This window comes from Gimesia maris, assembly GCF_008298035.1.
In the GTDB taxonomy this organism is placed as follows: domain Bacteria; phylum Planctomycetota; class Planctomycetia; order Planctomycetales; family Planctomycetaceae; genus Gimesia; species Gimesia maris.
On sequence record NZ_CP042910.1, the window covers coordinates 1,447,627 to 1,463,119 of the forward strand.

Sequence of the window (15,493 nt, forward strand, 5' to 3'; positions counted from 1 at the left end):
CGCGTATACAAGAGCAAATTTCAGAAAATCCTTTCGCCTTTTGAAAATCTCAACTATATGATTCTGTTAGAGGAACAACAGGATAAAATAGAGTAAACCACTTGAGATTCATCATCTACCCGTCGCTGAATTGATCCGGATTTCAGACCGGAGTCCGGTTTAAGGATATGCCGGGAAAAGTTCTTTTTTCCCGGCACACACGTTCGCATCATATCATGGCTCAGCGTGTTGCCTTTAACGGAACGGAGGATAAACGCGCCTGGCCAATTTCTTAAAAGGCAGGACAAGCGATGAACGAATACAAGGTAGACGACGTTAGGAATGTGGCATTGGTCGGCCACGGGGCTGTTGGCAAAACAACTGTAGCCGATCTTATGCTGTTTCAATCTGGTGCCACCTCCCGCCTGGGCTCTGTAGATGATGGTACCAGTCTGCTGGATACGGATGAAGAAGAAATTGACCATCGGATTTCCATCGCTTCCACTCTGGTTCACTTTGATTATGGTGGACATCATATCAACCTGATTGATACCCCCGGCTATCCTGATTTCATCGGGCAGGTTTCCGGCGCACTGCGTGCTGTCGAGACCGCCCTGATTCTGTTAAATGCGGGACACGGAGTAGAAATCAATGCCCTGCGCGTGTCCAAAATGGCACAGGAAGCCGGGATCGCCAGGATGATTGTGCTCAATAAATGTGATGCAGACAATATCGATTATGAAACACTCTTAAATTCAGTACGTGAAACGTTTGGCTCTCAATGTATCCCCATCAACCTGCCTGTGGGTCTGGGAGCTGACTTCAAAGCCGTTTTTGATCTGGTGAAAAACACAGCAGCAACTGAGCATGATGTCATTGGCGATCCCCAGGCGACCCGTCAGATGCTGATCGAAGCAATCGTTGAATCGAATGAAGCCTTGCTGGAACGATTCTTTGAAGGCGAAGAACTCAGCCCGGCAGAATTATCCGCCAATATCCCGAAAGCGATGGCAGCAGGGACCCTGATACCAGTGTTGTTCATGAGCGCTAAAACAGGTGTCGGCGTTGCCGAGTTTATGGATGCGATGTCGAACTACACATTATGTCCCCAGGACATTCAACGCATGGAACAGACGAAAGACGGTCAATCTGTGATGCTCGATCCTTCGCCGGATCAACCATTTGTTGCCCAGGTCGTAAAAACCCGTATCGACCCCTTTATCTCGAAGATGAGTTATCTGCGTGTTTTTTCTGGGAAGCTGAATAAAGATTCGTCGGTTGTCAATGTCCGCACTGGAAAGGCGGTCCGCATCACGCAGTTACTGGATGTCCAGGGTGGGAAGCAGGAAGCCGTCGATGAAGTCTCTGCTGGTGATATTTTTGCTGTCGCCAAAGTAGACGATTTACAGCTGGGGGATACACTGGCTGCCGACGCAAACGGAGACGGTCTGTCACTGCCTGAAATCAAGTTTCCCCATCCTGTCGTCGGGCTGGCTGTCGAGCCGAAAAGCCAGAATGATCAACAGAAAATATCAGGGGCACTGCATAAGATTGAAGAGGAAGACCAGACCTTTCACGTGATCCATGATGAAGAAACACACGAGATGGTCATGCAGGGAATGAGTGAACTGCATCTGAAGATTGTGCAGGAACGTCTGCTGCATCGAGACAAAGTGGAAGTTATCACGCATCTGCCGAGAGTGCCATATCGCGAAACGATCATGGGGAGTGCGGAAGGCAGCTACCGGCACAAAAAACAGTCAGGTGGCGCAGGACAATTTGCCGAAGTGCATCTTAAAGTTTCATCAATGCCTCAGGATGTGAACCCGGAAGAGTATTTCACGAAAGCCAATTTTGATCATCTCAGATCGTATCATTATGACCCCGAAATGAACTTCGCATTTGTCGATCGTATCTCGGGTGGTTCGATCCCGAACCAGTTTATCCCCGCAGTCGAAAAAGGGGTGCTGGAGAAAATGAAGCAGGGTGTGATCGCCGGGTGTCAGGTGCAGAATCTGATCTGTGAAGTGTTCTTCGGTAAAGATCATCCCGTGGACAGTAACGAAACGGCATTCAAAATTGCAGGCAGTAAATGTTTTGCGGAACTGTTTGCAAAGTCGCGTCCCGTATTGATGGAACCAATTGTGAAAATTGAAATCCTGATTCCCGCAGAGAATGTGGGTGATATCAGCAGCGATCTTTCCAGTCGCAGAGGCCGCATGGAAGGCATGGCTGTTTCAACGGGCGGCTATGAGATCATTCAGGCCCGGGTTCCACTGGCGGAAATTATGACCTATGCCCGTACGCTTTCCAGTTTAACCGGCGGTCGCGGAACCTATGATATTGAATTGAGTCATTACGAAATGATCCCCCCGAACGAACAGGGGAAAATCATAGAGCTGCTCAATAAAGCCCGTGAATAAGTAAAGCGGGGAAAAGAACCAGGATAAGATCGAACCTGCAGTGCTGACTTGTGCTGCAGGTTCAATCAGTATCAGAATTAACCATGGCATCGTTCGGATTAAGCTAACCAGGCCAAATGCCCCTGGAGATGCTGCAGTCAAACGGGACGCCGTCTATTTCTTTTTCTTCTTTGGTCGACTTAACGGCTGATTCCACATTTTGAGCTGCTTTTTAATTTCATCAAGCGACATCGGCACCGGGGAAAGTTTGATCTGAGTTTCTATGTCATATTGTTCGTTGGTCACTTTTTCGTCCAGTCGATCGATTTCGTCTTCAATGTTTCGCATCCAGTCGGGAACATCGATTCCTGAACCAATGGTTGAAGCCAGATAACGTTCGATTTCTTCCTGCAGAATCGAAAAAGCTGCGGACTCTTCATTGCCGTCACGGGCATCATTCATGGCCCGGGGAACCAGAGCCAGCATACGGTTGACTGCCAGCGGTTTGACAAACCGTTCATTCAGATGGTCGGAAATCAGCGGCAGGTTGATCTTGTACTCCGATTCCGTCTGTTTCAACTTTTTCAGATGTTTCTTTGACATCTCTTCTGATGTGGCTTCGAAGACGGCTTCCCAGATCAGCGCTGACTCGTTGCGATCCTGTTGAGCCAGGACCTTATGGGCGATCAGCAGAGGCACCATTTTCCAGTCATCACGCTCATAGGCAGCCTCTATGCGCAGGAAGTCGAGCAGGCAGTAAAACATTTCGCCATAGTCAGACTGGGTCGTAGTACTGTTGTATTCAACAAAGCGATCAAATTTATCGATGACAGATTCGAAGATGACCTTCAGATTGGTCACCGCTTCCTCCATGTCGATATTGCCTTCTTCCAGGTCTGTCAGTAACGCCATCGGCTCTGCCGGGTTCTGGTACTCTGCCAGATAATTCAGGTACTGTTCGATTCCGTTATGTAGAATCGTCCGCAGGTTGCCCAGAGTCAGGTATTGTGCGTGGAACAGGTCGGCTCCATAGAGCTCGATGAACTGCCGTACTTCCTGCCAGACAAAATCCTGATTCAAGGCTTCCGCACTGGAAAGCCGCATGGTCCGACTGTGTTTGAGCCATTGTTCCCGATATTTATTGACCAGCTTCTCAGCGATCTCAATCAGCTGCTCATCATCCAGTTGATCAGATTCCCAGTCGTGCGAGGAACGGATGATGGCAGACAGCGAACTGCGTAATGCGGTGCGGAACAGTCGATCGAATTCACTGACGGCAATTCCTTCGGGGCGAGAACTGCGCTCCATGCGATAAGCGGTTTTCAAAAGCTGCCAGGTTTCCCGCAGCAGACCCAGGCTGGGAAGCTGTGATAGCAGAAAACGGAGTATCATCTGCAGAGAACGCACTTTGAGAACCGTGTTCGGTTTGCCTCCCTGATCAATGGGGGTGTAGAGCAAAGGAGTTTCTGCAATACTGCTTAAAAAGTGCGGAAACTCTCTTCTGACGAGTTCAATATCCCGTGTCAGTACTCCCCGGTAGATGGGAACCAGCAGGCTTTCATTTTCAGAAAGTTCGCCTTCCGCCCTGGCAGGAGGCATTGTTGAAAGCAGCATCAGACGTGCGGAGCGGCAGTTGACTGTTGTGATAATGATGGCATGCATCAGGTAAAATTTCGTCTGCATTTGCAGATCATATTCAATATTCGAATCGTGATCGCCACTCGGTTTGGGTATCTGATAGTTCCAGATCGAGTTCAGGAGCACGACCAGTTCCTGTTGCAGATGCTCGGTATGTCGAATCCAGCCGGCAATCGAATTCAATGTATCTTCATTTAATACACTTGCAGATTCCGCATCTTCGCTCGAATCACCTGACGTTTCTGTCTGGCTGATTTCCGCTTCACTGTAGAATGCCGCTGATAATTGCCAGAGTTGTGAAAGCGTATTTAAAAACTTGAGACGCGGTTCCAGTTGCCGGTTGATCGATTCAATTTCAGAATTGCTGGGCGAATAGCCGGAGTCCATCATTTCACCCTGCACCCCGTCATCGGCACTGTCACGAAACGTCACGTTTTCATAGGCGGCGTTAAACAGTGAGTCTTCCTCGTCGGGTTCAGCCGACTCGATATCGAACGGGTCTTCGATTTCTTTTTCAGGGACTGGAAGGATCGCAGCAAAATTGGGAACCGACCAGTAATCCGCGGCATTCACTTCCAGGTAATCGAACATTTTGCGGATAGAAATGCTGTTCGCGTCGAAGGACTCAGGTTTGATCTCCGAGGTCAGCTGTCGCATCCATTGCAGCAGAACAGAATGGATCGAGTAGGGGCCGGACTCGAGACCGGTCTGATCGACCTGGCTCAACCATTGCATGATCAGGCCGATGGCAGCGACATGGTCCTGCTTCTGCAATAGCGCGTCGACGGTCAACGCGTATGCTTTTGCCGATTCGAACCGATCAACATGCTCGCGCCAGAACGAAATATCGCCGACCGCTTCACCACCTTTTTTCCACTCCGTTAATATTTGAGACACATGCGCCGCCGACTCGAACGAATCCTGTCCATTGACATTAGGCAGATCTTCAACCGTGGTCGTAGCATAGCGATCCCATGTCTCCGCCAGTTTCTGGAAGCGATGTGAAATTTCCAGTTTCAGTTGATCGTTGCCCTGGGCAGCCGCCTCACTGAGGGTGGCCGAATAGGCGGAAAACATTTCTTCCATCAGGTCCAGCAGGACTTCACTCCGCTGGTCGGGAATACTGTCTTCCCGTGAGATAAACAGGGGGAATAATCCCTGGAAGCCCAGGATGTTCCAGGGGTCAATCAAGGCACCACATTCAATGCCCCTCGTCAGGTGATCTTCAATTTCCGGAATCAGTTTCCAGGCCTGTTCCAGTTCGTAGCGTTCCAGGTGCAGGTGCACCAGGGTGATCCGCCATTGGATTTCGCATTCAAACCGGACCGAAGTGCAGGGGATGACGGCGGCTTCGCAGCGGGCGGCAACAGAAAATCCCATCCGCGCATAAATGCGGGACAACTGTCGATGCTGGACCTGCTGGGCGCCATAACGTGCCAGATGCAGATTCAGATAATGACGAATGTGCCCGAAGGGCTGCTGCGACTGTTTGGCTTCTTTCCGCAGTCGCTCTGCCCGGGGGCCGCTGGCCGAGGCCAACAGGCGGTTATAATAATCATCCCGCTGACGGGCCACTTTGGGAAGCAGTGATGTCAGGCTGATGTCGCTGGCATGTGTGTCCGGTCCCGAGCCACTGATCGATGAGGCCATCAGCATCGTACCGCTCAGTACAGCGGCAGCATCTTCCAGTCGTTCCTGCAGAGGAATTTCCTTGTGTTCATCAATCCAGGCCAGCAGTGAGTCGAGAATCAGGCGGCGGATAACGAAGCGACGATAATAACCCTGGTTATCGATGATGTGTGGATCCCATTCACCGAACATGTAGTTCGTGCGTTTGTTAACCGGATGCAGGTGGTCATGAGCCCGCAGGTCGATGGCAATTTCGTCCATCCGTTCCAGGCGAAAGTGTGCCTGATGCAGCAGGTCATCGGGGGTGGTCTGGAGTGTCTTGATGGTCTGTTCGATTAATTTCTGATACACGCCACAAGCGACACCACTGTCACGAAAGTAGACTGGCAGAGGTCGAAACTTTTCATGCGGGTAAACCTGCATCTGGCGACCGTTTTCCAATACAGCGACCGGACGGAAACCGACAAAATCATTCAGTCTGTCGATTGTACCTGTCACAATGCGATCAGTTTCAGACCAGGGGCCTCCCTGTTCCAGCAATGATTCAAACAGCACTGACAGAAAATAGGGTTGAAGAAATTCACGTTCACAGATGTGAAACAGCAGATCGCGATGGTGTGCTCTGTAGCGTGGCAGACATTCCTGCAAGGCGAGCCGAATAACATTTTCCGCTTGTGTTATTTCCTGAAATGCGCCTGAGGTGCCTTTCAGCGCTTTGAGCTGTGTACCCAGCAGGAGTTCCAGGGTTTCCGCCGAAGGCCGTTCATCCAGATCAGAAAAAAGCTGATTCCAGTTAAAACGGAATTTGGGGTCCGGTTTGCCATTTGAGAAATTCAGATACCCCAGGATTTCCCGGATAATGTGTTGATCGACGGCAGGTACTGGAGTCTCGCCTGAATGTTGATTACTCGATACTGTCATATTGGTAAACGTGGATAGTTGGATCTAATTCGGGATAAACGGGAATTCATTCTGCTCGACAGCAGTAAAACAGGCTATTTCGCTCATGAACAGTCTAAAAGGTCTGAAACCCGAAATCTATTATGCTTTTTCAAGTCCGAGCGTCAATTCCCCGCATTCCTGACTGTTTGTAACTGGTTCAAAGAAAGGGGGTTATTGGATTGCGGATCCATATCTGAACGAGCATGGATTCTCTGGTTTCAATTGGTGTTCGCATGGCCATTTTTGAATACTTTTCGCATCTGATTCCGGCAGCCAACTTTTATTCAACTCATAAGTCTGAGTATGACGATTATAACGAATATGCGTATTACTCAAGTGAGCATTTTTGCCGTGCCTTGCGTGAAATAATGCCATGATGAGCTGTTGTTAATCAGTTTGTACAGGACATTGCCTGGGTTTATGGTGATTTGACTCTGTGAAATCCAGGTAGCGGGAGTGTCAGAAACTGACAGTCGGCCAGACTAATTAATACGTACATATGCAACTTCAATGAAACGGTTTCCCAGCCAGGCTCAGACTTCGAGATGGGGAAGCTTTAGCGACAAACCTGAATTCAGGCTATAAGGATGTGGACAGACAGATGGAACACATGGAATCCCTGCCGATAAGTGAAACAGAAGACCATTTCTTGAACTGGTCAAAAGCGATCTTGAAATCTCCTCTCTTCTGGGGAACGGCCGCCACGTTTGGGTTTTATGCCCTCATCCCCTATCTGCCGGTTTATCGTTCTTTGATCGATCGTTATTTTTGCAGTCACCCGCTGGAGTACGCGACGGCAGGCCTGTTCTTCATCGGCATGGCAATTATCGGTGTGAAGGGCATCGGTATGCTCAGTCAGAAGAAATCGATATCGGAAACAAAAATTGACTGGGAAACGATCAGTGAAATTGAGAGTCTCAATGATCGAATTGATATTTTTTCCGAGCAGGTGGAGTCACTTGCCAGCTGGATCGGTGAGACGTATCTGGGCAAACGCCTGAAAGATACGGTTTCTTATGTGAAGGGACGTCGTTCAGTCCAGGATCTGGATGAACATCTCAAGTATCTGGCCGAACTCGCTTCTGAGCAGATGCACGCCAGTTATTCCCTGATTCGCACCATTACCTGGGCTGTCCCGATTATCGGGTTCCTGGGAACTGTGATCGGGATTACGATTGCGATTGCCAATGTGACTCCCGATCAGTTAGACACTTCTCTCTCTGAAGTCACCGGTGGTCTGGCGGTTGCCTTTGATACCACTGCGCTCGCATTGGGATTATCACTGATTCTGGTGTTCTCTACCTTTATTGTGGAACGGATGGAGCAAAAACAACTTGAACAGATTGAGCTGTTCGGGATTGAGAATATTGCCTCCTGCCTGAGTGTCTCGGAAAGCTCACTGAGTCCGCTGGAATCGGCTGAAGCCGAAGCTGCGCAGGAACTGGTACTGCGTACCGAAGAAATGATTTTACGACAGACCGAACTCTGGCAGCAAAGTCTGGAAGGGTTACGTGGTCGCTGGTCCGAAATGATGGAACGCCAGCAGTCGGAATTTGATCATAGCCTGCAGGAAGGAATGACAAATACTCTGGGAAGTCATTCTTCTCAGTTGGAATCATTGAGGAATGAGTTTCTGACTGCCTACCAGGCAACGACCGAACAGATCGAGCTGATGTTAACCCGCTGGCAGGAAAAGCAGAAAGAATCGAACAGTACCTTCTCAACTCATCTGGCCCAGATCTGGAGTGAAGTACATCAGGATGTGATTTCGGCACAATCTCGACAGACTTCGCAGATAGAACTGGCAACAAAAGAAATTGCCGGCGAAGTCAGACAGTGGAATCAGCAACTGAAAGATACCTCAGAGGTTTCGACTCTGCAGATCGAGGCTTTGAATTCACAAAGTGAAAATCTGTTGAAAATTGTTGGTCAGGAAGAGCATCTGGTCGGTCTGCAGAAAAGGCTGGCCGAAAATCTGGATGCGATTCGAGCCACCGAGACCTTTGAAGAAACCCTGCATAGCCTGAGTGCGGCTGTGCACTTACTCACCGCCCGCTCAAATCGAAATCACGCCGCCTGATAACATTACAGGGATTGTGATACTCAACTATTCAATTATGAACGAAGTTAATTCGCGGTTTTTCCATGAGCAGACAAGGTAAGGAAGCACGTTCAGTATCGCTATTTCCCTTCTTAGCGGTCCTCATTTGTGCGATGGGTGCTTTGATTTTCCTGCTGGTCGTCACCACACGTCGCATCCGTCATCAGGCGATCATGCAGGTGCAGAAAGTCGTTGTGGAAGAGGTCGTCGAAGACGATTATTTTCCTCCCGTCATTTTCTCTGCAGAAGTTGAAGAACCAGCGCCGGCTGCCCCGATCGTCGTTCAGGTCGAAGAACCGGAAGTTACCCCGGAACCTGCGCCCCAGGTAATTAATCTGGCGCGGGAGCATGAAGAAAAATTAAAAGCACTCCAAGTGCAGAGATCACGCAAGCTGGAAGACCTGAAAGCGCAGAATCTGAAACTGGTTCAATTGAAAAATGAATTGAACGAGTCTGAAGATCAGCTGAAACAGAGTGAGCAGCAGATATTGTCTCTGAATCAGAAAGACAAAGAACTGAATCAGAAAATGAATGCCCTGCAGAAGCAGAAAGCGCGTATTGCCGAAATGCTTCAGGAGGAATTAGAGAATCTGGAAGAGAAAAAACAGTCACAGAAAACGGCGCGCAGCAAGTATTCGATTATTCCCTATGATGGTCAGACGGGGACTGCGAAACGCCCCATCTTGATTGAATGTACCGATCAGGGGCTGACATTTCTGCCCGAAGGAATCACGTTAACTCCTGAAGACCTGAGGGAGTTCACACCCGGATACAATCCGTTACTGGCAGGGACCCAGGCTTTGTTTCAGTACTGGAGAGCCAAAGATCAGGGGACGGGGAAAGAACCTTACGTGCTGATTCTGGTCAGACCCAGTGGCAGTGTGGGTTATTATGTTGCCCGCAAACTGTTAAATAATCTGGAACTGGATTCCGGTTACGAACTGATTGATGCTGACTGGGAATTCGCATTACCCGACAAAGATTCCCGGGCCGAGCAAATCTGTCAGGAAGCCATTGATCGTGTATTGAGTGAGCGAAAACATCTGGTTTCTCAGTTAAGTCAGAATCAGCAGGGGACAAGTGAGAGACGTCTGCAGTTCGATGCACGAACAGGCATGGTGCGGGTCATTGAACCGGAAGAAGGTTCAGAGCGAGGCAGAGGGGGATCCGCAGGCTCGGGACAACTTGCACAGGGTAAAAATGGTGCTGGCGCTTCCCGGTTCAGCGATGTATTAACACCCCGCCAGCAGATGGCGCGAGCCGAGCATTTATCAAAAGTGGCAGACCAGAAACATATTGTCTCGCAGGGGAGAGGCAGTCATGCCGGTGCAGAACATTCGGGGCTCTATTCCGGAACAACACCGGGAGGAGGAAAGGCACAGGAAAGTGGAATTGGAAATTTACCTGGCACTCGTCCTGGAGCAGAAGTTTATAACATTGACGAGTTAAAGGGTTCCTATCGTGACGGTGAAGGGTCTGGTCCGGGGGTCAAACAGGCTAAAGTGATTGGTCGTGACCAGTTAAAAGAAATGGCAGAGCAACATCTGGTAGAACTGGATCGCACGCAGTCAGGAAAGTCTGCCGGGGGAGAAGAAAAGCAGGGGCAATCTGAAGCACAAACTGATTCTCAAGCAGCAATGTCTCAAAATCGGGTGATAGAAAATCCGTTTCTGAAAGAGGGGACGCAGACTGGCACCAGCGCCTCTCAGCAGCAGTCCTCAAACGCAGAAGCAATGCCGCCGAATCAATTTCCTCAGGCACCAGGTCAATCAGCGCGGGGGGCTGGCAACGCCAATTCGATTTCGCTGCATCGATCCCATAAATCTGCCAGACAGTCAAACATGGATTCGCAGAATCGGCAGTGGGGGCCTCCTCAATCACGGTCGGGGATCGGTTTTGAGCGGGAAATCACTGTTCAAATCGGTGCCGACAGAATCATTGTTGGAGACGAGAAGGTGATTGCCGTAGATCAGGGCATTTCACCAGAAAGACTGTCACAGACGATGATGGTTGCCATGGATCAATATGTCACATCCTGGGGACCTGCTCCCAAAGGCTTTTACTGGGTTCCCACCCTGCAGTTTACGGTCAGCCCGGGGGGCAACCAGTACTATGAACGGCTGAAATCTTCTGCACACAAAATGGGACTTCAGAGCGAAGCGAAATTCACATTGGATCCCCTGCCGGGGGCTTCCTCCCTCTCAACTGTGAAGGAGCAATAACATGAGCCGCCGTGCAACACAGGGAGAAACAGGATTCGGGTCAGATTCATTTCTTGACATCGTAGCCAATATCGTCGGGATTCTCATTATTCTGATTGTGATTGCGGGCATCAAGATGAGCCAGGCACCTGTGATGGTGGCTGAGAATCAGGAAGCGATCCCTCCCCAACCGGAAATTATTGATCAGGATCTGGAAGCTTTTCTGCCAAAGATTGTACCAGAACCACCTCAGTCTCCCGTACTGGCTTTAGAACCGCAGGAACCAAAACCGTTCGTGCCTCAGAAACCAAAAATAATTTATCAGCAACCCTCACAGGAACTTCTGGATGAAGTCCAGAAAATGGAACTGGAACTGGCACGACTGGATCAGGTGATGCAGAGCCGGAAGGCGGGGGCCGCTGAAATTAATGTCAAGAAACAGGAGGTCAGCGGCAAAGTACTGTCGATGGTGGCCCAGGTCAATCAAAAGAGCGATCAACTGGAGCAGGAGTATCGACAGTTGTTGAGCCTGGTTGATACGACCAGAGAGACGAAAGACCGACTGGAACGCGTCGTGGCGCAGGCCCGTAAGGTTTCTGAGCCACAGGAACAGATCAAGGAATTAAAGCATCGTTTAACGCCAGTCAGCCAGCTTGTCACAGACAAAGAATGGCACTTTCTGCTTTCAGAGAATCGTGTTTCCTATGTCCCCATCAATGAGTTGCTGCTGGAACTGAAAGACCAGGTGATGAAACGCGGAAGCTGGCTGGCGAAGTACCGGGAACATCACGGGAAAGTCGGGCCTTATCGCGGCTATACGATGGACTACATTGTTGAACGTCAGGCTTTATCTGCTCTTGATCAGTTGAGTAACGGGGGTAGCGGCGGATTTCGTGTCGGCGTCTCCAAGTGGGAAATCAGTCGCAGTGATGATATTGCCGGCGAGGATCTGGCGCAGGCGATGCAGAACAACTCGGAGTTTTTCCAGGCGCTCACTGATATCGGCACCGGGTCAACACTCACCTTCTGGGTGTATCCCGACAGTTTTGAACTGTACCGCAGTCTGCAGAAACATGCCCATTCGCTGGGATACCAGGTAGCTGGACGACCGTTGCCGTTTGGAGTCCCCATTGCCGGTTCACCTGCGGGTACCAGGTCAGCCGGACAATAACGAGCGCGTTCACATCAGTCTGGTGAGTCAGGCTAATACAACAGAGTGGCCAGTCGACGACGGTAGGTACTCACCAGGGCAGATTGCGGTCCCAGAATATCAAAGATCCGCAACATCGTTGCTTTGGCTTCCGCACCGGCTCCTGTTTTATCCTGTTCTATTACCGACAGACAGATTTCCAGAGCTTCCTCATGCTTGTTGGAAATCGCCAGCGCGTCTGCGAGTCCGATTTTCAAATCTGCGTTTTCTGGATCTGCCTCAAGTGCCGCGCGAGCGGCTTCGACGCCACCTGCCTCTTCCGCAGCGGCTTGTAACTCAAGTTGTGACTTGATCTGTTCCGCTTCCGGTTCCAGAAAACCGCGTTTCTCAAGCTCCTCAATGATATGCGCGCTTTCATCAAAGCGCGACTGTTTTGCCAGGACAGCCGCCATGCGTAATTTGATGACGTCATTCGCTGGTTCCAGATCTAACGCTTCTTTGTATTTTATTTCTGCAGAAGCCAGGTCGGAATCTTCCAGAATCTGTCCTTCCTGCAGGAGCATGTCTACCTGTGAAGGCAGAAGATTGGAAATCCATTCCCGCAGTGATTCTTCCGGGAGAATTCCCTGGAAGTGATCGACAGGTTGTCCATTTGCAAAAGCGACGACCATGGGAATCGATTGCACGCGAAACGCTGCTGCCAGATTCTGCTGTTCATCGATATTGATTTTAGCGAGAATGAATTTTCCCTGATATTCTTCTACCAGTTGATCCAGCAGGGGGGCCAGTTGCTGACACGGTCCACACCAGGGTGCCCAGAAATCGATGATAATCGGGATCTGTTCCGACTTTGAAATCACTTCGGTTTCAAAGTTTTCTTCGGTAATATCAATGGTCCAGGCTGAGTTTGCTGACATTGTTTTGTTCCTTGGCTCGTTCACGCTTGAAAGCGGCTGCGAGTTGACTGGGAGTATGGATATTATGCGACAGGCAGCTTACAGATGGCCCACTGTCCAAAATTTTCTTCGACTTCGATCTGTACCGATTCAATCTGGTTTGCTGCATTGGATCCTATCACAGTCAGCAGTTGCTGGCCAATCCAGTGAGCAATCAATTCGGCTGTGGTGTTTTCCACTGGGAGTAAAATGCAGTCCTCACGAGGAAAGACCCAGCGGCGGTTTTCAAAAGTAGCTTCGACTTCCTGGTTCTGCTCTCTGACATGGATCTTCGGATGTAAAGTCGGCAGCAGGACCCGATGGTCCAGGGCATCAACGGTTTTCTGCAACTGATCGCGAAGTGCGATGAAGTCAAATACATAGCCGTTTTCATCCAGAGGTCCGGTCAGCTCGGCCGCGACACGCCAGTTGTGGCCGTGCAGCCGCTCACAGATGTTGCCGTTAAAGGTGATAAAGTGTGCTGCACTGAAAACCAGATGATCTTTGGTGACTCGCACCTGGTACCGGGCAAATTTATTCATGTTGAAACTTTAAATTCAGGTACTGATGAAATTGTGGAGGAATCTTTTCTCTTATTGTACCGGGGGCAGGGGCAGGAATAAAACCATCCCGCATTGCGACAAACAGTGTTGCCACAATCAGATCTGCTGTTGTGCCGGGGTTTCGCTGGTTCCCCTGTGCACGCAACCAGGAATCAAATTCCTCGAGATGGTTTGTTCGCACTGCTGACTGCAGGACAGCCCGGGCACGACGCGATGCTTCTTCCGCTTGATCTCGACCCAGCTTTCTGGCAATTAATGTATCAGGAAAGTCAGCCATCAGTCGCAGTTGTAAACGAATGATGGCGGCTTCCCAGCAGTCTGACTCTTCCCAGTATTCCGTAATTGCAGGGACACCCGTATTTAGAATGATCTGAAAGTCAGTAGCGTATTCGTGGGCAATCGAGTCTCGTTCCGCAGCGAGGCACATAGCTTCCCGCAATGTTTCCTTCGGTTCCTGCGAGATATCTGCGGACTCTGTCGTTCCCATTCCTCCAGGATTAGCCAGCCGGATTGCTTCATAAACCGCGCGGGCATCTTCGGCGGAGAGCGCGTGTAAAATGCGGTGGATTCCTTCTGAAATTTTTAATGCAGCAGGAATACGAGTCAGGGGAGCCAGCAATAAAACGATACCCAGATTAGAATTACTGGGGACTGTTTTTTGTGTTTCCCTGATGCAGGCCAGTGCAAGCTCTCCGGTAGGCACTGCGATGGATTGAGTCAGTAGAGGAGCGATCACCGCTGCTGATTTCAGAAAATCGGCATAGCTCAAATCGGGAAAAGAGGCTGCCGGATGCACGTTTCCCGGTTTTCTGGCGGTGGCTTCCATTACGCATGCCAGATAGCACCAATGCTCGAGTTGATGATTATTTTGACTCATGAGGCCCGACTCGATTGATGGTGATCCGCTTTCTGCGTACAACAGTATGTAAAGAGTCTTAAGTATTCTGTTGGAATTCCCCGTCGTGGTTTCATTCTGCAGGATGAATCCGGAGAAATGAAGTCTCTGATCCCCCGATCTTCCCAGGTAACAGGAATTGTTTCATGAGTCCTTCCCTTGAGCGTCAACAACTGCAAACCGTGCATATCGTCCCGCTGACTGCATTTGATCAGCACGATCAGATCAATCTGGATCAGCAGGCAGCGCACACCAGAAAATTATATGAAGCGGGAATGCGAGTCTATTTACCGGGGGCAGGTACCAGTGAGTTTCATAGTCTGTCACCTGAGGAAATAGTCCAACTGGTCAAATTGACCCGTGAAGTGACTGGACCGGAGACATTGATCTTTGCCCCCATTGGTTACCAGGTGAAAGTAGCCCGTCAGACGGCCATTGACTGTCTGAAAGCGGGCGCAACCGGAATCATGTTTATGCCGTTCGCGCATCCTTACATGAGTGACCGGGGGGCGGAAGAATATTACCTGACGGTGATGGATGCTGTTGATTGTCCAACATTGTTCTATAAAAAAGCGGATATTCCCAGTGATGAACTGCTGCTGAAACTGGCCTCTGATTCCCGTTCAGTGGGAGTGAAGTACTCGGTGAATCAGATGCATCAGTTTCGTACGACTGTAAATGCAGACTCACACGGGCTGGAGTGGATTTGCGGGTCGGCTGAACGCTTTGCCCCTTATTATATGCTGGCCGGATCTGGTGGCTTTACGAGTGGCGCAGGCAATGTCTGTCCGCGACTGTCCCTGGCGATGCATGCTGCTTTCCACGTGGGGAATTATGAGGAAGGCATGCGGATTCAGCAACAGATTCTTCCCATTGAAGATTACCGGGCGCGTGCCGGGGACAGCTTCAATATCAGCATGCTGAAATATGCGATTACACTTACAGGGGCCGATTTTGGACCGCCACGGGCACCGCAGCGGACACTGACGGGAGAGCAGGAAGCAGAGATTCGTCAGTTGATGGAACCCATTCTGACGGCCGAGGCAGATCTCGCCTGA

Annotated in this window: 9 protein-coding genes; 5 read left to right on the plus strand and 4 right to left on the minus strand. The window is 50.1% G+C overall.

Going from position 1 to position 15,493, the window contains the following annotated elements; genetic code table 11:
- Positions 1-290 precede the first annotated feature (290 nt).
- Positions 291-2,402: an elongation factor G gene (locus GmarT_RS05520; protein WP_044237423.1), complete on the plus strand. Its 2,112-nt coding sequence runs from the start codon at positions 291-293 to the stop codon at positions 2,400-2,402.
- Between the two features lie 153 nt (positions 2,403-2,555).
- On the opposite strand, the gene GmarT_RS05525 is transcribed toward GmarT_RS05520, so the two are convergent.
- Positions 2,556-6,569 (minus strand): hypothetical protein, encoded by a 4,014-nt coding sequence (locus GmarT_RS05525; protein WP_002645892.1) that lies wholly within the window; start codon positions 6,567-6,569, stop codon positions 2,556-2,558.
- Between the two features lie 670 nt (positions 6,570-7,239).
- Between GmarT_RS05525 and GmarT_RS05530 the strand changes: the two genes are divergently transcribed.
- The 3 genes from GmarT_RS05530 to GmarT_RS05540 all read left to right on the plus strand — a co-directional run bounded on the left by GmarT_RS05530 (position 7,240) and on the right by GmarT_RS05540 (position 12,063).
- Positions 7,240-8,670 (plus strand): MotA/TolQ/ExbB proton channel family protein, encoded by a 1,431-nt coding sequence (locus tag GmarT_RS05530; RefSeq protein ID WP_157158933.1) that lies wholly within the window; start codon positions 7,240-7,242, stop codon positions 8,668-8,670.
- 65 nt (positions 8,671-8,735) lie between these two features.
- Positions 8,736-10,913: a hypothetical protein gene (locus tag GmarT_RS05535; RefSeq protein WP_149302471.1), complete on the plus strand. Its 2,178-nt coding sequence runs from the start codon at positions 8,736-8,738 to the stop codon at positions 10,911-10,913.
- Between the two features lies 1 nt (position 10,914).
- The gene (locus tag GmarT_RS05540; protein ID WP_002645888.1) at positions 10,915-12,063 is read left to right on the plus strand and encodes a hypothetical protein; all 1,149 of its coding nucleotides are present in this window, start codon (positions 10,915-10,917) and stop codon (positions 12,061-12,063) included.
- A gap of 32 nt (positions 12,064-12,095) precedes the next feature.
- Here the strand turns inward: GmarT_RS05540 and trxA are convergent, their stop codons facing one another.
- The 3 genes from trxA to GmarT_RS05555 all read right to left on the minus strand — a co-directional run bounded on the left by trxA (position 12,096) and on the right by GmarT_RS05555 (position 14,417).
- On the minus strand, positions 12,096-12,959 hold the full coding sequence (gene trxA, locus GmarT_RS05545; protein WP_002645887.1) for a thioredoxin: 864 nt from the start codon (positions 12,957-12,959) through the stop codon (positions 12,096-12,098).
- Between the two features lie 62 nt (positions 12,960-13,021).
- A complete protein-coding gene (locus GmarT_RS05550) occupies positions 13,022-13,519 on the minus strand; it encodes a 6-pyruvoyl trahydropterin synthase family protein (protein WP_002645886.1) in 498 nt (165 codons plus the stop codon).
- The gene (locus tag GmarT_RS05555) at positions 13,512-14,417 is read right to left on the minus strand and encodes a triphosphoribosyl-dephospho-CoA synthase (protein ID WP_081459451.1); all 906 of its coding nucleotides are present in this window, start codon (positions 14,415-14,417) and stop codon (positions 13,512-13,514) included. The genes GmarT_RS05550 and GmarT_RS05555 overlap by 8 nt, the downstream gene beginning before the upstream one ends.
- A 164-nt stretch (positions 14,418-14,581) precedes the next feature.
- Between GmarT_RS05555 and GmarT_RS05560 the strand changes: the two genes are divergently transcribed.
- Positions 14,582-15,493: a dihydrodipicolinate synthase family protein gene (locus GmarT_RS05560; protein ID WP_002645884.1), complete on the plus strand. Its 912-nt coding sequence runs from the start codon at positions 14,582-14,584 to the stop codon at positions 15,491-15,493.